Origin of the sequence: Xanthomonas sp. LMG 12459, assembly GCF_009192905.1 — a bacterium.
GTDB lineage: Bacteria > Pseudomonadota > Gammaproteobacteria > Xanthomonadales > Xanthomonadaceae > Xanthomonas_A > Xanthomonas_A sontii.
The window spans coordinates 1-21185 of sequence record NZ_NSGT01000114.1 but is presented as its reverse complement, the minus strand read 5'-3'; the positions used below and the strand labels follow the sequence as shown (position 1 = coordinate 21185).

General features: G+C 69.8%; 21 protein-coding genes. 6 read left to right on the top strand and 15 right to left on the bottom strand.

Features of this window, described 5'->3' with window-relative positions:
- Positions 1–773 precede the first annotated feature (773 nt).
- Positions 774–3716, top strand: a complete 2943-nt coding sequence (locus CEK65_RS20130) for a ligand-binding sensor domain-containing diguanylate cyclase (RefSeq protein ID WP_152182783.1) — start codon at positions 774–776, stop codon at positions 3714–3716.
- A 66-nt stretch (positions 3717–3782) separates the two neighbouring features.
- Here CEK65_RS20130 and CEK65_RS20125 read toward each other — a convergent pair whose 3' ends face one another.
- From CEK65_RS20125 to pstS (CEK65_RS20070), 12 genes are all read right to left on the bottom strand, one after another.
- A complete protein-coding gene (locus CEK65_RS20125; protein ID WP_226980663.1) occupies positions 3783–4238 on the bottom strand; it encodes a hypothetical protein in 456 nt (151 codons plus the stop codon).
- 97 nt (positions 4239–4335) lie between these two features.
- Positions 4336–4668, bottom strand: a complete 333-nt coding sequence (locus tag CEK65_RS20120; RefSeq protein WP_152182782.1) for a low molecular weight protein tyrosine phosphatase family protein — start codon at positions 4666–4668, stop codon at positions 4336–4338.
- A gap of 45 nt (positions 4669–4713) precedes the next feature.
- Positions 4714–5367: a ribonuclease T gene (rnt, locus tag CEK65_RS20115; RefSeq protein WP_017911007.1), complete on the bottom strand. Its 654-nt coding sequence runs from the start codon at positions 5365–5367 to the stop codon at positions 4714–4716.
- Between the two features lie 41 nt (positions 5368–5408).
- Entirely contained in the window at positions 5409–6155 is a 747-nt protein-coding gene (locus CEK65_RS20110; RefSeq protein WP_152182781.1) for a putative DNA-binding domain-containing protein, read from the bottom strand.
- Positions 6152–7018: a DUF692 domain-containing protein gene (locus tag CEK65_RS20105; RefSeq protein ID WP_152182780.1), complete on the bottom strand. Its 867-nt coding sequence runs from the start codon at positions 7016–7018 to the stop codon at positions 6152–6154. The genes CEK65_RS20110 and CEK65_RS20105 overlap by 4 nt, the downstream gene beginning before the upstream one ends.
- A complete protein-coding gene (locus tag CEK65_RS20100) occupies positions 7005–7406 on the bottom strand; it encodes a hypothetical protein (RefSeq protein WP_152182779.1) in 402 nt (133 codons plus the stop codon). The genes CEK65_RS20105 and CEK65_RS20100 overlap by 14 nt, the downstream gene beginning before the upstream one ends.
- A gap of 179 nt (positions 7407–7585) precedes the next feature.
- On the bottom strand, positions 7586–8296 hold the full coding sequence (gene phoU / locus CEK65_RS20095; RefSeq protein ID WP_017914020.1) for a phosphate signaling complex protein PhoU: 711 nt from the start codon (positions 8294–8296) through the stop codon (positions 7586–7588).
- Positions 8297–8426: 130 nt separating this feature from the next.
- The gene (gene pstB / locus CEK65_RS20090) at positions 8427–9254 is read right to left on the bottom strand and encodes a phosphate ABC transporter ATP-binding protein PstB (protein ID WP_010343978.1); all 828 of its coding nucleotides are present in this window, start codon (positions 9252–9254) and stop codon (positions 8427–8429) included.
- Positions 9255–9273: 19 nt separating this feature from the next.
- Positions 9274–10140, bottom strand: a complete 867-nt coding sequence (gene pstA, locus CEK65_RS20085) for a phosphate ABC transporter permease PstA (RefSeq protein ID WP_043092426.1) — start codon at positions 10138–10140, stop codon at positions 9274–9276.
- 1 nt (position 10141) lies between these two features.
- Positions 10142–11116: a phosphate ABC transporter permease subunit PstC gene (gene pstC, locus CEK65_RS20080; protein WP_152182778.1), complete on the bottom strand. Its 975-nt coding sequence runs from the start codon at positions 11114–11116 to the stop codon at positions 10142–10144.
- A 213-nt stretch (positions 11117–11329) separates the two neighbouring features.
- Positions 11330–12427, bottom strand: a complete 1098-nt coding sequence (pstS, locus tag CEK65_RS20075; RefSeq protein WP_148828066.1) for a phosphate ABC transporter substrate-binding protein PstS — start codon at positions 12425–12427, stop codon at positions 11330–11332.
- A gap of 285 nt (positions 12428–12712) precedes the next feature.
- Positions 12713–13726 carry a phosphate ABC transporter substrate-binding protein PstS gene (gene pstS, locus CEK65_RS20070; RefSeq protein WP_017910159.1) on the bottom strand — a complete coding sequence of 338 codons (1014 nt, stop codon included), beginning with the start codon at positions 13724–13726 and terminating at the stop codon, positions 12713–12715.
- A gap of 258 nt (positions 13727–13984) precedes the next feature.
- On the opposite strand from pstS (CEK65_RS20070), the gene CEK65_RS20065 reads away from it, so the two are divergent.
- A complete protein-coding gene (locus tag CEK65_RS20065) occupies positions 13985–15235 on the top strand; it encodes a porin (RefSeq protein ID WP_152182777.1) in 1251 nt (416 codons plus the stop codon).
- Between the two features lie 288 nt (positions 15236–15523).
- On the opposite strand, the gene nth is transcribed toward CEK65_RS20065, so the two are convergent.
- The 3 genes from nth to CEK65_RS20050 are packed head-to-tail and all read right to left on the bottom strand — an operon-like array spanning position 15524 to position 17396.
- Positions 15524–16213: an endonuclease III gene (gene nth, locus CEK65_RS20060; RefSeq protein ID WP_152182776.1), complete on the bottom strand. Its 690-nt coding sequence runs from the start codon at positions 16211–16213 to the stop codon at positions 15524–15526.
- The gene (locus CEK65_RS20055) at positions 16210–16602 is read right to left on the bottom strand and encodes a hypothetical protein (protein WP_152182775.1); all 393 of its coding nucleotides are present in this window, start codon (positions 16600–16602) and stop codon (positions 16210–16212) included. Before CEK65_RS20055 ends, nth begins: the two co-directional genes overlap by 4 nt.
- A gap of 11 nt (positions 16603–16613) precedes the next feature.
- A complete protein-coding gene (locus CEK65_RS20050; RefSeq protein ID WP_152182774.1) occupies positions 16614–17396 on the bottom strand; it encodes an enoyl-CoA hydratase-related protein in 783 nt (260 codons plus the stop codon).
- Between the two features lie 160 nt (positions 17397–17556).
- Between CEK65_RS20050 and CEK65_RS20045 the strand changes: the two genes are divergently transcribed.
- The 4 genes from CEK65_RS20045 (at position 17557) to CEK65_RS20030 (ending at position 21043) form a co-directional block, all read left to right on the top strand.
- Positions 17557–18258 carry an FKBP-type peptidyl-prolyl cis-trans isomerase gene (locus CEK65_RS20045; RefSeq protein WP_017908716.1) on the top strand — a complete coding sequence of 234 codons (702 nt, stop codon included), beginning with the start codon at positions 17557–17559 and terminating at the stop codon, positions 18256–18258.
- A gap of 113 nt (positions 18259–18371) precedes the next feature.
- Complete coding sequence (locus CEK65_RS20040) at positions 18372–19172, top strand: DUF1289 domain-containing protein (protein ID WP_017913753.1); 801 nt, start codon at positions 18372–18374, stop codon at positions 19170–19172.
- On the top strand, positions 19169–20050 hold the full coding sequence (locus CEK65_RS20035) for a sulfurtransferase (protein WP_152182773.1): 882 nt from the start codon (positions 19169–19171) through the stop codon (positions 20048–20050). The genes CEK65_RS20040 and CEK65_RS20035 overlap by 4 nt, the downstream gene beginning before the upstream one ends.
- 57 nt (positions 20051–20107) lie before the next feature.
- Complete coding sequence (locus tag CEK65_RS20030; protein WP_193314847.1) at positions 20108–21043, top strand: DUF1684 domain-containing protein; 936 nt, start codon at positions 20108–20110, stop codon at positions 21041–21043.
- The last annotated feature ends 142 nt before the right edge of the window (positions 21044–21185 follow it).

Genomic DNA, 21185 nt, shown 5'->3' with positions numbered 1-21185 from the left:
AGATACCCCCGGCGCCTGCCAGACACACCTCCGCCCCCTAGGGGCCCCCTCCCCCGGGCGGGAGAAGGGGAGGGGGTGGCGCCTGGAGCCCCTCTCCCCCCGGGGAGAGGGGTTGGGGGGGGTACGGGGCGAAGCCTTCGCGCATCAGGACAGCACCAGGCTTCGCCCGCACCCTTGTCCGCCGCCGCGATCGATGTCTCCCCAGGCTTCGCCCGTACCCTCATCCGCCCCTTCGGGGCACCTTCTCCCGGCGGGAGAAGGGGAGCGCGTGGCGCCTGGAGCCCCTCTCCCCCCGGGAGAGGGGTTGGGGTGAGGTACGGGGCGGAGCCATCGCGCATCAGGACGACACCAGGCTTCGCCCGCGCGCTTGTCGCCGCTGCGATCGATGTCTTCCCAGGCTTTCGCCCGTACCCTCATCCGCCCCTGCGGGGCACCTTCTGCCGGTGGGAGAAGGGAGGGTGCTGCGATGGAATGTTGTTGCTGCTGCGCTCTGCGAAGGCCGCTCCGGCTTAACCGCCGCGCAATCTTCACGCGTCCTTTTCCCGCAGCCTGTTACCGCCTCCACCCGCAGCGACGCTTTTTTGCCTACCATGGGCGCTCGTCCCGTGTTCCGCTCCGGTAATGAGTCTGTGTCGCCCCCGTCCCCTTGACGCTGGACCCCCGCGCCAGGGTCCTGTCGCGCCCCGCCTGCGTCGGATCGGGTCGGGACAGTGAACGTCGCCAGGGGGAGGGGGGAGACGGCGTTCGCACGCAACTGCGGGCGCGCGTGGCCGATGCTGCTGTTCTTGCTGCTGGCATTGGGCGTGGCCTGGCGCGCCGTGGCCGCCGATGGTGGCGCAGACGGGGTGCCGCCGCTACGCGACTACGCGATCGATTCCTGGACCTCGCGCAACGGCCTGCCGCACAACTCCCTGCGCGATCTGGCGCAGACCCCGGACGGCCGCCTGTGGTTCGCCACCTGGGAAGGGCTGGTGCGCTACAACGGCCTGGACTTCGCCGTCATCGACCGCAGCACCCGGCCTGGCCTGCCCGACAACGGCGTGGGCTCGCTGTACGTGGACCGCGCCGGCGCGCTGTGGCTGAGCGATTCGCGCGGCAATCTCGGCCGCCACGATGCGGCCGGCAACTGGCGCTTCTGGCGGCAGCCGCCGGGCTGGCCGCATGCGCTGATCCACGCCATGACCCAGGACCGCGACGGCCGCATGTGGCTGCTGTTCGAAGGCAACGGCCTGGGCTGCCTGTGGCCGGACGGTCGCTTCGATTACCAGCCGGCGCCGCGCGACCTGCCGTTGGCGGCGAGCTTCCCGCACATGGCCGCCGACGACCAGGGGCGGATCTGGATCGGCAGTCTCGATGGCCTGCTGTACCGCGACCCGCAGGGCGTGCTGCGGCGCGCGCCGGCCGCGTTCGGCCTGCCGCCGGGGCTGGCCTGGCCGTATCTGGCACCGGACGGCTCGCTGTGGCTGGTGGCCGGCGAAAACCTGTACCGACTGCAGGGCGAGCAGGCGGTGCTGGTGCAGCACCTGCCGGGCTACGGCCATTTCACCTCGATGCTGCGCGACCGCGATGGCGCGATCTGGCTGGGCACCGAGAACCAGGGACTGCTGCGGATCAGTGTGCACGGCATCGAGCGCATGCTGCCGGGCGACGTGCTGCCCAACGGGCGCATCGTCAGCCTGCTGCAGGACGCCGAGGGCAGCATCTGGATCGGCGCCAACGGCGGCTTGTTCCGGCTGCGCGAGACGCTGTTCGCCGGCTACACCCGCCGCGACGGACTCAGCGGCGACTACGTGCGCGCGCTGCTGGAGACGCCGGACGGCGCACTGTGGATCGGCAGCGCCGCCGGGCTGGACCGGATGGCGCCGGATGGCCGCATCGCCCCGGTTGCGCTGCGCGACGCGCCATCGGTCCTGAGCCTGGCGCGCGGCCGCGACGGCGACCTGTGGATGGGCACCTACGCCGACGGCGTGTTCCGCCTGCGCGACGGCCGCGTCGTGCGCCACTACGGAACCAACGAGGGCTTGCCCAGCGGGCAGGTGCGTGCGCTCAGCGTCGATGCCGCTGGGACGGTCTGGATCGGCACGCGCAGCGGGGTGATGCGCATCGACGGCGACCGGCTGTCGGTGCCGGACGTGCCCGGCTTGCCGCGCGGCCTGATCACCGCCCTGGCCAGCGTCGACGGCGCGCTGTGGATCGGCTCGGTCGAAGGCGCGGCGGTACTGCGTGACGGCCGGGTGCGGAAGCTGGCGCTGGAACCGCTGGGCGGCGCGCGCACCGTGTTCGGATTCCAGGCATTGGGCCGCGATGTGTGGATTTCCACCGACCGCGGCCTGCACCGCGACCGCGATGGCCAGCTGGCGCGGGTGGGGCTGGAGCAGGGCATGCCCGTGGATACGGTGTTCCAACTGGTCCGCGATCGCCTCGGCAACGTCTGGATCAGCAGCAACCGCGGCGTGCTGCGGACCACCGCGGCGGCGCTGGACGCGGTCGCCGACGGCCGCCAGGCGCGGTTGCAGGTGAGCCGTTACGACGAGATCGACGGCATGTCCAACGCCCAGGGCAATGGCAGCTCCGGGCCGTCGATGATCTTGCGCCACGATGGCACGGTGTGGCTGGTCACCGCCGGCGGCGTCAGCATGGTCGATCCGCGGCGCCTGGCGCGCTTCCGCGATCGCCTGCCGCCGCCGGCGGCGATCGAGAGTGTGTTGCTGGATGGCCAGCCCTTCCCCTGGCAGAACACGTCGCAACTGCCCGGCGCCAAGCGCATCACCGTGTCCTATGTCGGCCTCAGCTACCTGCTGCCCGAGCGCATCCGCTACCGCACCCGGCTCGACGGCCTGGACACCGGTTGGATCGATCGCGGCAACCAGCGCAGCGTGGAGTTCATCGGGCTGCCGCCGGGCGACTACACCCTGCACGTGGCCGCGGCGCATCCGGACGGCGCCTGGAGCACCCGCGAAGCCGTGTGGCGCTTCAGCGTGGCGCCGCTGTGGTGGCAGCGGCACAGCGTCCATGCAGCGGCCGCGGTGGCGTTGCTGCTGGCGCTGGTGCTGCTGTACCGCTACCTGATCGCGCGCTACAAGCGTCGCGCCCTGCGCCTGGAGCGGTTGGTGGCGCGGCGCACCAGCGCGCTGCGGCTGCAGACCGAGCGCCTGCTGCAGGCCGATGCCGAAAAGAGCCAGTTGCTGGCGGAACTGCAGCGCCAGGCCACTGCGTTCGAGCGCCTGGCGCACGAGGATGCGCTGACCGCGTTGCCCAACCGGCGCCACTTCGACGAGGTGCTGGTGCACAGCATGCAGCGCGCGCAGCGCAGTGGCGCGCCGCTGTGCTTGTTGGTAATGGACATCGACCGCTTCAAGCAGATCAACGACGGCTACTCGCATGCCACCGGCGATGCGGTGCTGCGCGAGGTCGGGCAACTGCTGCTGAGCGCCTGCCGCGCCTCCGACCTGCCGGCGCGGCTGGGTGGCGAAGAGTTCGCGGTGCTGCTCGGCGACACGCCGCTGGCCGACGCCGAGCGCCTGGCCACGCGCCTGCGCGACCTGTTCCATGCACGCCTGCAGTGGGCGCCCGAGGCGCCGGCGCTGCGCGTCACCTTCAGCGCCGGCCTGGTCGCGCTGCGCCCGGACGACACGCCGAGCCAGTGGCTGGAGCGCGCCGATGGCGCGCTGTACCGGGCCAAGGGCATGGGGCGCGATCGGGTGTGCGTGGGCTGAGAAACGCGGGCGGCCTGTCGTTGGGCGCTGCCCTTGGCGGCGGCGTGCAGCGTTGACGCGAGCGTTTCAGTGCGCGTCCTGGTCGTCCACACTCTCCAGTGCCACCTGCGCCGCCTCGCGGGTATCCGCAGATTCCGAGCGCAACGACAGGGCCAGCCCGCTGCGCATGGTCGGATCCGCGAAGGCGGCGGCCAGCTGGGTGACCCAGTAGCGGCTGCCGTCGGACAGCAGGGGATCTTCCAGCGCCTCCCGGATTGCGACGATGGCCTCGCCGCGGCTGCAGGCATGGAACAGGTCTTCGACCAGCGGATAGACGCCCCAGCCGTCGCCCTTGCCGAAGGAGCGCAGGAACAGCGGCAGCGCGGCGTGGTCCGGAGCGGCGAGGAATAGGCGTCGCGCCGCGTCATAGGCGTCGATCAGGTCCTGGGTGAGCTGGTCGTCGTCGGGCAGCGGTTGCTGCGCGCGCAGGAAGGTCAGGGCGTCGGTCTTGTTCACTAGGAGGGTGATCGTTTGTGGGGTCATGTTCGTCATGATGCGCGTCGTCGTGTGCAGGCGAGGGGCCTTGTACACGTGCGGAGTGCCAATGCCCGCGCGCTGGATGCGGCGGGCGAGCGCAGGATCAGCGCGCAGGCAGGTGCCGCGACACCTTCGCGGTCAGCAGCTGCACCAGCGCCGGATCCATGTAGCCGTAGTCGTCGGGGATGTCGAGGCAGACGATGCGTACGCGGCCGAGATGGCGCTTGAACCACCGCGACAGCTTGTTCCGATGCGCCGGTTCCATGACGAAGACGATGTCCGCCCACTCCAGCAGTTCCGGGGTGATTGGGGTGTCCGCGTCGTGGTCGACGCCGGCCGAGGCGGTGTCCACGCCGGGCCAGGTGGCGAACACCTGTTCGGCGGTGGGGCTGCGCAGCCGGTTGCGGCTGCAGACGAACAGCAGGTGGCGGGTCATGCGAGCGGCTGGCGGCGCGCGCGTGCCTTGCAATCCATGCCGCGGCTATGGCGCCGCGCCGACCGGTGGGGCCGGCCAAGCGTTGGCGATCTTGCAGAACAGGCGCGCGGTCTGCTCGGTGTCGTAGACCGCGCTGTGCGCGTCGGCGGCGTTCCAGTCGAAGCCGGCGGCCTGCACCGCGCGCGCCAGCACGGTCTGGCCGTAGGCGATGCCGGCCAGGGTGACGGTGTCGAACACGCTGAAGGGATGGAACGGATTGCGCTTGTGGCCGCAGCGGGCGACCGTGGCGTTGAGGAAGTTGAGATCGAAATGGGCGTTGTGGCCGACCAGGATGGCGCGCTGGCATCCGTACTTCTTCACCGCCGCGCGCACCGGCGCGAACACATGGTCCAGCGCCTCGCGTTCGGGCTTGGCGAAGCGGAACGGGTGGTCCAGGACGATGCCGGTGACCTCCAGCGACTTCGGATCGATCAGGGTGCCGGGCGCCGGCACCACGTGCGCGCTGGCGGTGACGCCGGGATAGAGCTGGCCGAAATCGTCCATCTCGATCGGCACCACCGCGATCTCCAGCAGCGCATGCTTGTTCCAGTCGAAACCGCCGGTTTCCACGTCCACCACCACGGGCAGATAGCCGCGGAAACGCCGCGACATCGGGGTGATGACCAGGGGTTGCGAGGGACTGTCGACCGAATCGTTCATCCGCCAAGGTTAGCAGAGCGCGGCCGCCGGCCGCCGCGGCGTCACTCCGGCAAACGCGTGCCGAGCACGCTGCCCTGCGCGCGCAGCCGTTCCAGCAGGGCCGCGCCCTCGTCCAGCAGGGCGCCAGGCGCAAGGCCGTGCGCGGCGGCCAGATCCAGCAGCAGTGCGCGTCCGCTGCGCGTGCCGGACTGCAGCGCCGCCAGCACGGCATAGGCCAGCGGCGCCAGTTCGGCGAAGCGCACCTGGCCGTCGGCCTCGCGCCGCGCCAGCAGACAGGTCGGCTGCGCCGGCGCCGTGTCCGGCTGCCAGGCCGGGCCGATGCGCTGCACCGGCCAGCGGTAGCGCAACAGGCGCAGCCACGGCGACAGCAGCGGGATGCCGTCGAGCAGGTCGCCGCGCGGATCGTGCGGCGGCAGCGCCGCATCGTCGATCTGCACCTGCAGTTCCACGGTTTCGTAGTGCGCCAGTTCGGCCAGCCAGGGACGCTGCGGATCGGGTGCGCGCTGCGCCAGGAACGCCACCAGTTCCTCGCCCAGGCGCGGGAACAGTGGCGTGCGAGCGCGGTGTTCGGCGCAGAACGCACGCAGCAGCGCCTCCCAGTCGGCGTCGCCGAGGGTGGCGCGCAGCACCGGGAACTGGCCGCTCAGCAGCTGCGCCAGATTGTCGAAGAACAGGGCGCGGTACACCGCCAGGCGCTGCGGCGGGATGTCGGCCGGCGGCGGGTGTCGCTGCGGATCGCGCAGATGCAGGGTCAGCGCGAACTGCTGCGCGCGCAGCGTCTCGCTCATGCGTCGGGCGACTGCGCATGCGCCTGCGCGGCGCGGATGCACTGCACTTCGTCGAGCAGCTCGCCCAGCGGCGGGAACTGGCCGTCGCGCTCGAGCACGGTGGGACGCACGCCGTGCAGGCGGTAGGCGGCGGCAAGCAGGTCCCACACCGGGTCGGCCACCGGCGCGGCGTGGGTGTCGATCTTCAGCCCGCTGGCCGGGTCGTCGCGGTGGCCGGCGACGTGGTACGAGGCGATGCGTGCGCTCGGCAGGGCGGCGAGGAAGGCCAGCGCGTCGTCGCCGTGGTTGCACGCATTGACGTGCACGTTGTTGACGTCCAGCAGCAGGTCGCAGTCGGCCTCGGCCAGCACCGCGGTCACGAATGCGGCTTCGCTCATCGCCTGGCCCGGCGCGGCATAGTAGGAGACGTTTTCCACCGCGATGCGGCGGCCCAGCGCGTCCTGCACCTGGGCGATGCGCGCGCCGACGTGGCGCACCGCTTCGTCGGTGAACGGCAGCGGCAGCAGTTCGTAGAGGTGGCCGTCGTCGGCGCTGTAGCTGAGGTGTTCGCTGTACAGCGCGACCCGGTGCCGGTCGAGGAACTGCCGGGTCTGCTGCAGCAGGGTGGTGTCCAGCGCCGCCACGCCGCCCAGCGACAGCGACAGGCCGTGGCAGCTGAGCGGATGCCGCGCGCTCAGCGTCTGCAGCAATTGGCCGGGGCGGCCGCCGACGCCGATCCAGTTGTCCGGCGCGCATTCGAGGAAGTCGAACGCGTCCGCCGGCGCCTGCAGCAGGTCCTGCAGCAAGCCACGGCGCAGCCCGAGGCCGGCGCTGGCCGCGGCCAGCGGCCGGGCGTCGTACCGGGGTGGTTCAGAGGCTGCCACCGCATTTGCCCTCGCCGCACTTGCCTTCGGCCATGGCCTTGTCGTCGTGCTTGGCCTGGGGCGTGGCGGCGCTCCCGGCCGCCGCGGGCTTGGCCGGCGGCGCCGCCGGGGCGTGCGCGCCGCAACTGCCGTCGCCGGCCTTGGCGCCGCAGCCGCCTTCGCTGGCCTTGGCCGGATCGGCGGCCTGCCTGGCCTGCGCCGGCGGCGCGGGCGTCGGCGTTGCTGGCGCGCTCGCCTCGGTGCTTTGCGGCGGGGTGACGGCAGCCTGCGCGCCCAGCGCATAGCCCTGGGCGAGGTCGGTCATCGCCAGCGCGGAGGCGGACAGGCCGATCCCGCCAAGCAGGACCGCACCGGCGAGGGCAGAGGACGGACGGGACGACGTGGACATGCGCAGGCTCCTGGCGATGGACGGGTGCCGGTCGGGATGTCCGGCAGTGCGCCAAGCCTACCCGCTGCCGCACCGCGCTGCATGTGGCGGTGCGTGGCGACAAAAAAGCTCCGTTGTGCACGGAGCCCGGGGACGCCAGCGGCGGCGGAACGGCGCATGGCCGGTCCGCACGCCGGGGGTCAGATGCCGCTGGTGGAGCTGGTCTCGTCGCGCTTGTCGCGCGGCGGCAGCGGCTCGTCGCCGTGCACCAGGAACCACACGTTCTCGGCGATGTTGGTGGCGTGGTCGCCGATCCGCTCCAGGTTCTTGGCCATGAACAGCAGATGCGTGCACGGGGTGATGTTGCGCGGGTCTTCCATCATGTAGGTCAGCAGCTCGCGGAACAGCGCGGTGTACTGCGCATCGAGCTGCGCGTCGCCCTGGCGCACCAGCAGCGCGGCGTCGGCGTCGTTGTTCTGGTAGGCGGCCAGCGCCGCGCGCACCTGTTCGGCGGCGAGCTTGCCGAGCTGGCGCAGGCCCAGGGTCTGCGGCATCGGCGGGGACATGTTCAGCGCGATCGAGCGCTTGGCGACGTTGGCGGCGTAGTCGCCGATGCGTTCGACGTCGGCGGGAATGCGCAGGCCGGCCAGGATCTCGCGCAGGTCGCGTGCCATCGGTCCGCGCAGCGCCAGGCGCATGACGTCGTGGCTGATGGAGTGCTCGAGCGCGTCGATCGCTTCGTCGTTGACGACGATGCGCAGCGCGGCGTTGTCGTCGCGGCGTTCGACCACGTCCAGCGCCGCTTCCAACTGCGCCACCGCGGTTTCGCCCATGCGCACGATCTCGGCGGCGAGGCGATGCTGTTCTTCGTCGTAGCTCTTCACGATGTGCTCGTTGGGCTGAGTGTTCATGTCGTAGGTCCAATAGGTGCGTTGGTGTCGCCGCGGCCATGCCTGGCGGTGCGGTGCTGGCGTCGCCGGGCGCCCGCCCGAGGGGCGGCGGGCGCGGCCGCTGCGACGAGGCAGCGGCGGCCGCAGCGGCTCAGCCGAAACGGCCGGTGATGTAGTCTTCGGTCTGCTGCTTGTTCGGCTGCGAGAAGATGATTTCGGTGCGGTCGTGCTCGATCAGGTCGCCCAGGTACATGAAGGCGGTGTAGTCGGACACGCGCGCGGCCTGTTGCATGTTGTGGGTGACGATGACGATGGTGTAGTCGTTCTTCAACTCTTCCACCAGCTGCTCGATGCGGCTGGTCGAGATCGGGTCCAGTGCCGAGGTCGGCTCGTCAAGCAGCAGCACGTCGGGGCGCAACGCCACGGCGCGGGCGATGCACAGACGCTGCTGCTGGCCGCCGGACAGGCCCAGCGCGCTCTGCCCGAGCTTGTCCTTGACCTCGTCCCACAGCGCGCCCTGGCGCAGCGCCTGCTCGACGCGGTCGGCCATGTCGGCCTTGGACAGCTTCTCGTGGTGGCGGATGCCGTAGGCGACGTTCTCGAAGATGGTCATCGGGAACGGCACCGGCTTCTGGAACACCATGCCGACCTTGCTGCGCAGGCGGTTCATCGGGTACTTCGGCGAGAGGATGTTCTCGCCGTCCAGCAGCACCTCGCCGCGCGCTTCCAGCTTCGGGTACAGCGCGTAGATGCGGTTGAAGATGCGCAGCAGGGTGGACTTGCCGCAGCCGGAGGGGCCGATCAGTGCGGTGACGCGCTTCTCCGGCACTTCCAGGTTGATGCCCTTCAGCGCATGGTACTTGTCGTAGTAGAAGTCCAGGCCGCGCGCGGCGATCTTGACCGGCGACGGCGCCAGCGCGGTGTGCCCGTTGGGCATGGCGATGCGGTGCATCGGGGCGGCGTTGTGGTGATCGTTCATGGCCGGGTCCATAGGGGAATCAATCGTTGGAGATCTTGTTGCGCACCAGCAGGGCGCGCGCGCCGAGGCTGACCAGCAGGACGAAGACGGTGAGCACCAGCGCGCCGGACCAGGCCAGTTGCTGCCAGGTCGGGTAGGGGCTGCCGGCGAAGTTGTTCATCACCACCGGCACGCTGGCCATCGGCTTGAGGATGTTGTTGTTCCAGTACAGGTTGCCGAAGGAGGTGAACAGCAGCGGTGCGGTCTCGCCGCTGATGCGCGCCAGCGCCAGCATCACGCCGGTGACGATGCCGGCCGAGGCGCTGCGGTACAGCACCTGGATGGTCACCTTCCATTGCGGGATGCCCAGCGACAGCGCGGCCTCGCGCATCTGCGCCGGCACCAGCCGCAGCATCTCGTCGGTGGTGCGGACCACCACCGGCAGCACGATGAAGGCCAGCGACAGCGCGCCGGCCAGCGCCGAGAAATTGCCGCCGGTCTGCATCACGTACAGGGTGTAGACGAACAGGCCGAGCACGATCGACGGCGCCGACAGCAGGATGTCGTTGACGAAGCGCACCACCTGGCCGGTCTTGCGCGCGTTGCCGTACTCGGCCAGCCAGGTGCCGGCGGCCACGCCCAGTGGCGTGCCGATCAGCAGCGCCAGGCCGCACATCACCGCGCTGCCGAAGAACGCGTTGGCCAGGCCGCCGTCCTCGCCGGGCGGCGGGGTCATGCGCGTGAACAGGTCCAGGTTGATGCCGGCGATGCCCTTGGCCAGCAGGGTCCACAGGATCCAGGCCAGGAACACCAGCCCGAACAGCGCGGTCAGGCAGGACAGGGTGAGCGCCACGAAGTTGACCACGCGGCGGCGGTTGTACAGGCGGTGTGCGATGTCGGCGGCCATCTCAGTTGCCCTCCTTGCGCGACAGTTGCGCCAGCATCAGGCGGGCGATCGCCAGCACGACGAAGGTCACCAGGAACAGGACGAAGCCCAGCAGCAGCAGTGCCGAGCGGTAATCGCCGGTGGCTTCGCCGAAGTCGTTGGCGATCAGCGCGGCGATGGTGGTGCCCGGCTCCAGCAGCGAGGGCGACAGGCGCACCGTGTTGCCGACCACGAAGGCCACCGCCATGGTCTCGCCGAGCGCGCGGCCCAGGCCCAGGAAGATGCCGCCGATCACCGCCGAGCGGGTGTAGGGCAGCACGATGTCCCAGCTCACCTCCCAGCGCGTGGAGCCGAGCGCGTAGGCCGACTCCTTGAGTCGGGTGGGCACGGTCAGGAACACTTCGCGCATCACCGAAGAGATGAAGGGAATCACCATGATCGCCAGCACGAAGCCGGCGGTGAGCAGGCCGATGCCGATCGGGGGGCCCTGGAAGATCGGGCCGATCAGCGGCAACGTGCCGAGGTGGTCGTTGAGCCAGGGCGTGACGTACTCGGACATGATCGGGATCAGCACGAACAGACCCCACATGCCGTAGATGATCGACGGGATGCCGGCCAGCAGTTCGATCGCGGTCCCGACCGGGCCGCGCAGCCAGCGTGGCGCCACTTCGGTCAGGAAGAAGGCGATGCCGAAGCTCACCGGCACCGCGATCAGCATCGCGATCAAGGCAGTCACCAGGGTGCCGTAGATCGGCGCCAGTGCGCCGTACTTGTTCTCGACCGGGTTCCACTCGCTGGAGTAGAAGAAGCTCATGCCCTGCAGCTGCAGGGCATGACGGCCGCCCCACAGCATCGACAGCGCAGCGCTGCCCAGGGCGACGAGTACCAAAACGACGGTGGCGGTGAGGATCCAGCGGAACAATCGGTCGGCGCGGGCGTCACGCAGGTCGCGTCCGCGTGGCGCCGACATCGCTTCGGGAAGGACAGTGCTGTTCATGGGCTCGGTCGTCGCCGGAGCACGCGCCTGCGCGCTCCGATCGTGGCCGCGGCGGGGATGACCGCGCGCGGTGGGTGGTTGCATCGCTCCCGCACAGGCGGGAACCCGAAAGTCCGAATCACAAGTTGCCGAGACGGCGACCGGCGGCGCCTGGACTGCACCGCCGGTCGCCGGTTGCCGCCGCGCTGCGCGCAGTGCGCACCGCGGTGGCGCTTACTTGAATTCCTTGCTCCAGTAGGACTCGATCTGCTGCACCAGTTCCGGCGGCAGCGGCACGTAGTGCAGGGCGTCGGCCTGCGGCTGGCCCTTCTCGAAGGCCCACTTGAAGAAGTCCAGGGTCGCCTTGCTGCGCGCCGGGTCCTTGGCCTGCTTGTGCATCAGCATGAAGTTGGTGGCGGTGATCGGCCACGCCTGCGCGCCCGAGGCGTTGGTGATGACCAGGTTGAAGTCCTTGGCGTTGGCCCAGTCGGCCGACGCGGCGGCCGCGGCGAAGCTCTCGGCATTGGGCTGCACCCAGTTGCCGGCGGCGTTCTGCATCGACGCGTACGGCATCTTGTTCTGCAGCGCGTAGGCCAGTTCGACGTAGCCGATCGAGCCCTTGATCTGCTGCACGTACGAGGCCACGCCTTCGTTGCCCTTGCCGCCGACGCCGCCCGGCCACTGCACCGAGGTGCCTTCGCCGACCTTGCCCTTCCACTCCGGGCTGACCTTGGACAGGTAGTTGGTGAAGTTGAAGCTGGTGCCCGAGCCGTCGGAGCGGTGCACCAGGTTGATCTTGGTGTCGGGCAGGGTCACGCCCGGGTTCAGCGCGGTCAGCGCCGGGTCGTTCCACTTGCTGATCTTGCCCAGGAAGATGTCCGCCAGCACCGGGCCGGTCAGCCGCAGCTTGCCCGCGTCCATGCCGTCCAGGTTGACCACCGGCACCACCCCCCCAATCGCCGAGGGGAACTGGCCGAGGCCGGCCGCGGCCAGCTCGGCGCTGTCCAGCGGCTTGTCGGAAGAGCCGAAATCGACCGTGCCGGCCTTGATCTGGGCGATGCCGCCGCCGGAACCGATCGACTGGTAGTTGATCTTGTTGCCGGTGGCCGCGTTGTAGTCGGCCGACCACTTGGAGATCAGCGGGTAGATGAAGGAGGCACCGGCGCCGGAAATCTCCGCCGCAGTCTTGGCGCCGGCGGCCGGCGCGGCAGCGGGCGTCCCGCCTGCCGCATCGGCGGCGCCCTGCTTGTCGCCGTTGCCGGGCTGGCAGGCGGTGACGGCGAAGGCCAGGGCGAGGGACAGGACGGCAATGCGCGCCGGCTGCAGTTTCATGGGGGGTCACTCCGTAGCGAAGAGCGCCGGGACATCCGGCGGATGCTCGCTATGAAATGATATTTTTGTTACAGCGAGATGACTTGCGGACTGGTTGGCGGACGCCCTCACCGGATGCGGCGCTCGCGCCGCCTTCCGGAACCGTGGCAGGGCAGGGCGGCGTGCCCCCGCTGGGCCTGCGCACGGCTCCGCCAGCGGGGACAAAAAAAGACGCGGACCCTGCGGTCCGCGCCTTCGGGACATCGCCGTGCCGGCGCGCGAGCGCCGGACGGGCGAGACGCCGGCTTACTTCATGTTCTGCGCCCAGTAGGCTTCGATCTGCTTGACCAGCGGCTCCGGCAGCGGCACGTAGTCCAGCGCCTTGGCCTGCGGCTGGCCCTGCTCGAACGACCACTTGAAGAAGTCCAGCGCGGCCTTCGACGACGCCGGCTTCTTGGCCTTCTTGTACATGATGGCCCAGGTGGTGGCGGTGATCGGCCACGCGTCCTGGCCCGGCGCGTTGGTCATGATCAGGTTGAAGTCCTTGGCCGACTTCCAGTCCGCGGTGGCGGCGGCAGCGGAGAAGGTCTTGTCGTCCGGCATCACGAAACGGCCGGCGGCGTTCTTCATGCCGGCGTAGCTGAGCTTGTTCTGCAGCGCGTAGGCGTACTCGACGTAGCCGATGCCGCCGCGGATCTGCTTGACGTAGGCGGCCACGCCCTCGTTGCCCTTGCCGCCGATGCCGGCCGGCCACTGCACGGCGGTGCCTTCGCCGACCTTGCTCTTCCACTCCGGGCTGACCTTGGACAGGTAGTTGGTGAAGTTGAAGCTGGTGCCCGAACCGTCGGAGCGGTGCACGATGGTGATCTTCAGGTCGGGCAGGGTCAGGCCCGGGTTCAGCGCGGCGATCGCCGGGTCGTTCCACTTGGTGATCTTGCCGAGGAAGATGTTGGCCAGCACGGTGCCGTCGAGCTTCATCGCACCCGGGGCCACGCCCGCCACGTTGAACACCGGCACGATGCCGCCGATCACGACCGGGAACTGGCCCAGGCCGAACTTTTCCAGATCCGCGCCGCTCAGCGGCTTGTCGGAGGCGCCGAAATCGACCGTGGCCGCCTGGATCTGCGCGATGCCGCCGCCGGAACCGATCGACTGGTAGTTGACGCGGTTGCCGCTTTTCTCAGCATAGGCAGCCGACCACTTCGACAGCACCGGGTAGACGAAGCTGGAGCCTGCGCCAGTGACATCGGTGGCTTGCGCCGCGAGCGAAAACGTAGCGACCGCGGCGGCTGCCAGCAGTCGGAGCTTGAGGGAACGCATCGGGAGAACTCCTGAAATAGGTGGAATGCCGGCACCCCGGCCGGCATCGGCTGCATTCCAAGACTTTTTCATGAACGTCTGAAGAAAATCAGATGTCAGTCCGGTGACAGCCTTTCCGGACGCGGCTGCCTTCGTTTCGAAACGAAGCTGACTCAAAACCGTCATGTCTTTGACGGAATCTTTACAAATGGTCGGGCCATCGCACTGGGGCCGCACCGCACCCATACCACCCTGCCACCACCCATCGGAGAGATTCTAATGCGTTCCCATCTTCTCGCCACGGCGATCCTCGCCAGCCTCGGCCTCGCGTCGGCGCCGCAGGCGTTCGCGGCGAAGGCCAAGGCCAGCAGCAACCCGCCCGCCGTCAGCGCTGCCCAGCTGCAGCAGCTGCAGGCCCAGATCGAAGCGCTGCAGACCCAGGTCCAGCAGCTGCAGGCGCAGTCGGAAGCCCTGCAGGCGCAGTCCGACGCGCAGTCGGAAGTGAATGTCGTGCAGGCCCAGGCGACCGAAACGGCGCAGGCCAGCGCCGCCAAGGTCGACAAGCTCGCCAAGCTGGTCAACGACAACAAGATCGGCGGCCGCATGTTCTTCGACCTGACCAACATCGACCGCACCAGCGGCGGCGCCAAGACCGCCGCCAGCGGCACCGGTCTGGACGTCAAGCGCTTCTACCTGACCGTCGACCACAGCTTCAACGAGATCTGGTCGGCCAACCTGACCACCGACTTCCAGTACAGCTCGGCGCTGTCCAACACCCAGCTGTTCGTCAAGAAGGCCTACGTGCAGGGCAAGTTCGACGACGCCTTCGCCCTGCGCATCGGTGCCGCCGACATGCCGTGGGTGCCGTTCGTCGAGAAGTTCTACGGCTACCGCTACGTCGAGAACACCCTGACCGACCGCCTGAAGTACGCCAACTCCTCCGACTGGGGCCTGCACGCCTTCGGCGACCTGGGTTCGCAGGTCAACTACGCGATGTCGGTGGTCAACGGTGCCGGCTACAAGAACCCGACTCGCGGCAAGGGCATGGACGTGGAAGGCCGCGTCGCCTACATGCCGATGCAGAACCTGGCCATCGCCGTCGGCGCCTACTCGGGCAAGCTGGGCAAGGAAACCGACATCCTCGACGCGCAGCACGACTACACCCGCGCCGATGCGATGGTCGCCTACGCCGATTCCAACTTCCGTCTGGGCGGCGAGTACTTCCAGGCCAAGAACCTCAACAACGTGCTGACCCCGGCCACCGACAAGTCCAGCGGCTGGTCGGTGTGGGGCAGCGTGGCGCTGACCGACGGCGGCATCAACGCCTTCGCCCGCTACGACAAGACCGACCTGAGCAAGACCATCGACCCGACCCTGGCCGACAAGTACTGGAACGTCGGCGTCGAGTTCCCGGTGCTGAAGAACCTGAAGCTGGCCACCGTGTACAAGTACACGCACCAGGACAACGCCAGCAGGAAGACCGACGTGGAAACCAAGGAATTCGGCGTCTGGGGCGACCTGTCGTTCTGATTCGCGGAGATTCCCGCACGTGGGACGGAAGGCGGCGCATTGCGCCGCCTTTCTTTTTTTGCGGCGCGATCGCCGAGGCGCGCGATGGGGTGCCGGCCGGGGCGCCTTTCACGGTTCGCGTCGACGACCGTGGACGATAGTCGCTGCTACAGCGGCCAGGTGGCCTCTCGTGGAGAACTGGAGAAGCGGTTTCAACCGCGACGGGCGCAGCGGCGGACGACATGCGCCGCGCAAGTTGCCCAAGCCGACATCCCCGGCGCTGTACCGGCCGGCGCCGCGGCACGCCGCTCAACCTAGCGTCTTGTCCTTGTACCGGCACAGGTCGCGGATCGCGCACTGCGGACAGTCGGGCTTGCGCGCCTTGCACACGTAGCGGCCGTGCAGGATCAGCCAGTGGTGCGCGTCGTGCAGGAACTGCGCCGGCACCCGCTTGAGCAGCGAATCTTCGACCGCGCGCACGTCCTTGCCCGGGGCCAGCCCGGTGCGGTTGGCGACGCGGAAGATGTGCGTGTCCACCGCCACGGTCGGTTCGCCGAAGGCGGTGTTGAGCACCACGTTGGCGGTCTTGCGGCCGACCCCGGGCAGCGCTTCCAGCGCGGCGCGCGAGCGCGGCACCTCGCCGCCGTGCTGCTCGACCAGGATGCGGCAGGTGGCGATGACGTTCTTGGCCTTGGCGTTGAACAGGCCGATGGTGGAGATGTAGCGCTTCAGGCCGTCCTCGCCCAGCGCCAGGATCGCGGCCGGCGTGTTCGCCACCGGATACAGGCGCCGCGTGGCCTTGTTGACGCCGACGTCGGTGGCCTGCGCCGAGAGAATCACCGCGATCAGCAGTTCGAACGGGCTGTCGTATTCCAGCTCGGTGGTCGGGCTGGGGTTGAGTTCGGACAGGCGCGAGAACAGTTCATGGATCTCGTCCTTGCTCAGCAGGCGTCCACGCCGTGCAGGCGCGCTTGCGCCCGTGCTCGCGGTCGCGCTCATTGGCCGCCTCGCTGCGCGGCCTTGGCCTTGGCGCGGGCCAGGATCGCCGCGGCGGCCGCAGGCAGGGCCGGCGCGCTCGGTGTGGCCGTGGTCGACGTCGAGGCGATCGGTGTCGCTGCCGCACGTCGCGCCTGGCGCGCATTGGCACGGCGTTCCAAGCGCGCGCTGCGCGCCCGGTAGCGCGCACGCGCGTCCCACGCATCGCGCAGGCGTTGCTGCGAGGCCAGCACCTGCACGCGCAACTGCGGATGCGCCGGATCCAGGCGATCGTCCTCCGGATCGGTGCCGCGGTAGTCCATCAGGCCGCCGTCGATCGCGGCATCCAGATCGTCGTCCAGGATCCAGCGCAGCAACTGCAGCGGCGTGGCGGGAGCGGGGGCGTGCGACATCGTGTGCGGGCTCAGCGGTTGCGAAACTGCGGCGGGCGCCGCTCCAGGAAGGCGCGGGTGCCTTCGCGCATGTCCTCGCTGGAGAACAGCAGGCCGAACTGCGCGGTCTCGTATTCCAGCCCCTGTTCGATCGCGCTTTCGCCGCCGATCTGGATCGCGTCGAGGATGCCGCGCAGCGCCAGCGGTGCGGCATCGGCCAGTTGCTGCGCCAACTGCAGCGTGGTCGCCTGCAGTTCGCCGACGGCGACCACGCGGCTGACCAGGCCCAGTTGCAGTGCGCGCGCCGCGTCGATCGGCGCGCCGAGCAGGCACAGTTCCAGCGCCGCGGCGCGGCCGACCAGCCGCAGCAGGCGCTGGGTGCCGCCGAAGCCGGGAATCAGCCCGAGATTGATCTCCGGCTGGCCCAGGCGCGCGCCTTCGGCGGCCAAGCGCAGGTGGCAGGCCATCGCCAGTTCCAGCCCGCCGCCGAGGGCGAAGCCGTTGACCATCGCCAGCACCGGCTTGGGCATGCGCTCGATCCGGCGCATCAGGCGCTGGCCCAGTTGCGAGAAATCGCGGCCCTGCACCGGTGTCAGTTCGTTCATCTCGGCGATGTCGGCGCCGGCCACGAAGGCTTTCTCGCCGGCGCCGGTCAGCACCACCACGCGGATCTGCGGGTCGTCCGCGGCCGCGGCGAAGGCCGCATCCAGCGCCTGCAAAACCTGGCGATTCAAGGCGTTGAGCTTGTCGGCTCGATTCACGGTGAGGATGCGGATCGCACCCTGGGTATCGGCGAGGACCGGCGTGCCGGACATGTGCATTCCTGGTTGTTAAAAAAAGGTAATGGGAACTCTGGGCGGGCTGCACCAGTCAGAGCAGCGTCGTCGGTAGCGGTTACGCGCCGCGGCGGCTATCCTAACGCGTCATCTCAGGCGGCACGGGCCGCCCTGTGCCACCACCCTGGAGAATTGTTTGATGAAGTTGCGTTCTATTGCGGTCGCTGTCGCGGCCCTCGCCCTGAGCGGCAATGCGTTCGCCCAGGACACCTCGTCCGAGAAGGGCAAGCTGAGCTATTACTTCGGCTACGACTACGGCAACAACCTTGCCGAACTCACCGGCCGCGGCGAGCAGCTCGATATCAATGCGGTGGTGAAGGGCTTGCAGGACGCCTACGCCAAGAAGCAGCCGGCGGTCAGCGCCGACCAGCTGAAGCCGGCGGTGGAAGCGTTCCAGAAGCGCGAGCAGGCCCGCGCCCAGCAGGCCAAGGCCGACTACGAGAAGGCCGCTGCCGAGAACAAGACCAAGAGCGACCAGTTCATGGCCCAGAACAAGGCCAAGCCTGGCGTGCAGGTGCTGCCCAGCGGCGTGCAGTACCGCGTGATCGAGGCCGGCAAGGGTGCCAAGCCGACCCAGGCCAGCACCGTGCAGCTGGAAGTGGCCGGTCCGTATCCGTTCGGTCAGCGTCCGGCGCAGGCGCGTCCGGCGCAGCAGATCCCGGCGATCAAGGTCAGCGAAGTCGAGATGCAGGCCATGCGCGACACGCTGCTGCAGATGCCGGCCGGCTCCAAGTGGGAAGTGACCCTGCCGCCGGACAAGGCCTACGGTGCCGACCCGCGTACGCCGTTCCCGCCGAACGTGGCGGTGCAGTTCGAGATCAAGCTGGTCAGCGTCAAGTAAGCACGCTGGTTCAGTGCACGACGATTGCGCCGGCAGCGATGCCGGCGCAATTTTTTTGGGCAGGCAACGACGGCGCCGACGAATCGCGCTAGGCTGGCAAGGTGTCGAATCCGATGGATCCCGTTCCGCATGCCCTGCTCACGCCCTGCATCGGTCTCTGCCGTCTCGATGCGCAGGGCTATTGCGCCGGCTGCCTGCGCAGCGGCGATGAGATCGCACGCTGGCGCGGCATGAGCGACGCCGAACGCCGCCGCTACATGGACGAGGTGCTGCCGGGCCGCGGCTGGTCGCCGTCTCCGGGGCAGCGCCTGGCCGAACGCGCGCACCTGCTGCGCGCACTGCACCCGCTGCAGCAGCCGCCGGCGGGGCCGGGCTGGAACCACCACGAACTGCAGGATCTGCTGCCGGACGGCGCGCCGGTGGAAGCGGCGGTGCTGGCCGGCCTGGTGCCGCGCGCCGACGGCACCCATGTGCTGTTGACCCGGCGCACCGACAGCCTGCGTCACCACGGCGGCCAGGTCAGTTTTCCCGGTGGCCGCATCGAGGCCAGCGACGCCGATGCGGTGGCCGCTGCGCTGCGCGAGAGCGAGGAGGAGATCGCGCTAGCGGCGTCGCAGGCCGAGCCATTGGGCTACCTGGATCCGTTCGTCACCATCAGCGGCTTCCGGGTGATGCCGGTGGTCGCGGCGATCGATCCGCGCTTCGTGCCGCAGCCGCATCCGGGCGAGGTGGCGGAGGTGTTCGAGGTGCCGCTGGCCTATCTGATGGCGCCGGACAACCTGCGCAGCATCGAGACCGATTACCGCGGACGCCCGCGCGTCGTGCTGGAGTACGGCTGGCCCGGCCAGCGGATCTGGGGCGCGACCGCGGCGATCCTGCTCAACCTGCGCCGCCGACTGGAGCAAGCCGCATGACCGCAACGTCCCCCGCATGGCACACCCTGGTCGAGGCACCGGCAGTGGCTGCCGCGCTCGGCGATCCCGCGCTGCGCCTGGTCGATGCGCGGTTCGTGCCGGCGGCGCTGCTCGATCCCGCCGCGGCGGCGGCCGCGCGCGCGGCCTATGCGCAATCGCACCTGCCCGGCGCGGTCTACGCCGATCTGAACGCGGATCTGTCCGATCTCGGCCGTCCCGGCCTGGGCCGGCATCCGTTGCCGGACGACGCGGCGTTCGCGCGCACTCTGGGGCAGTGGGGCATCGGCCCGCAGCACCAGGTGGTGGTGTACGACGCCGGCGACGGCAGCATGGCCGCTGCCCGCCTGTGGTGGATGCTGGGCCTGCTTGGCCATCGCCGGGTCGCCGTGCTCGACGGCGGCCTGGCCGAATGGCGCCGGCTGGGCCTGCCGGAAACCGACGCGGCCTCCGCGCCGTCGCCGCTGCCGCCGTATCCGCAGGTCTTCGATGCGGCGCGCATCGTCTCCGCCGAGGAGGTCGCCGCGCGTCTGCACGAGGCGCCGGGCTGGTTGCTGGATGCGCGCCCCGGCGAACGCTTCCGTGGCGAGGTGGAGCCGATCGACCCGCTGCCCGGGCATGTGCCCGGCGCGCTCAACCGGCCGCTGGCGCAGAATCTGCGCGACGGCCGCCTGCGCCCGGCGCAGGAACTGCGCGCGGAACTGCAGCCGCTGCTGCAGGGGCGCGATCCGCGCGAGGTGGTGCTGATGTGCGGATCGGGCGTCACCGCCTGCCATCTGCTGCTGGCGCTGGAGCATGCCGGCCTGCACGGTGCGCGCGTTTACGCCGGCTCCTGGAGCGGCTGGATCGCCGATCAGGCACGGCCGCGCGCCATCGGCTAGGGCCGGCGCCGGTCCACACGGAACGCATGCACGATGGCACGCGACAGGGGCGGCACCATGCGCTGGCGTGAGGCCTGCGGGCTGGCGATGCTGCTGGGCCTGGCCGCCTGCGGCGACCGCCGCGCGTCGGCCGATGGCGCCGACGCCTCGCCACGCGCGCAATCTGCCACGCATTATCGCGAGGCGGTGGAGCGCAATCGTGCGCAGCGCCTGGCGACATTGCGCGCGCCGTCGGGCTGGTTGAGTTTCACCGGCTCCGGGCGTCTGCACAGTGGCCTGCACCGGGTCGGCAGCGCACCCGACAACGATGTGCAGTTGCCCGCCGGTCCGGCGCATCTGGGCACGCTGCAGGTGGATCCGCAGGAGGGCGTGCAGTTCCAGCCCGCAGCGGACGCGGCGGTGCAGGTGAACGGCCAGCCGTTCGCCGGTGGCCGCCTGGAGACCGACGCGACGCACGACACCCAGACCCGCCTTGCGCTGGGGGCGCAGGAGTTCTACGTGGTGCGCACCGGCAACCTGTTCGGCTGGCGCTTCCGCGATCCGCAGGCGCCGGCGCGCGCGCGCTTCCGCGGCATCGATTACTTCCCGATCGATCCGCAGTGGCGGGTGGTGGCCGACTGGCATCCGGTGCCGGCGCCGCGGGCGATGGTGCTGCTCACCTCGATCGGCACGCCGCAGCCGCTGGCCCTGGTCGGCAGCGCTGAGTTCGTGCTGCGGGGGCGGCGCTACAAGCTGCAGATTCTGCGCGACGGCGCCAGCCAGCGTCTGTTCTTGCCGTTCTCCGATCGCACCAGCGGCCGCGAGAGCTATGGCGGCGCCCGCTATCTGTTCGTGCCGGCGCCGCAGGGCGACCGCATCGTGCTGGATTTCAACCTGGCGCAGAACCCGCCATGCGCGTTCACCCCGCACGTGGTGTGCCCGCTGGCTCCGGTGGGCAATCGCCTGGACGTGGCGGTGACCGCCGGCGAGAAGAACTACGTCGGCGCGCACTGAGCGCGCGTGGAAAATCGCGCAGGAGCGGCTTCAGCCGCGACCGGGCCGTTCCCGGTGAAGCCGGGTCGCGGCTGAAGCCGCTCCTTGTATCTGGACATGTCGCCCCTAAACAGGCGTCATGTCTTCCGACTGATCATCGGAG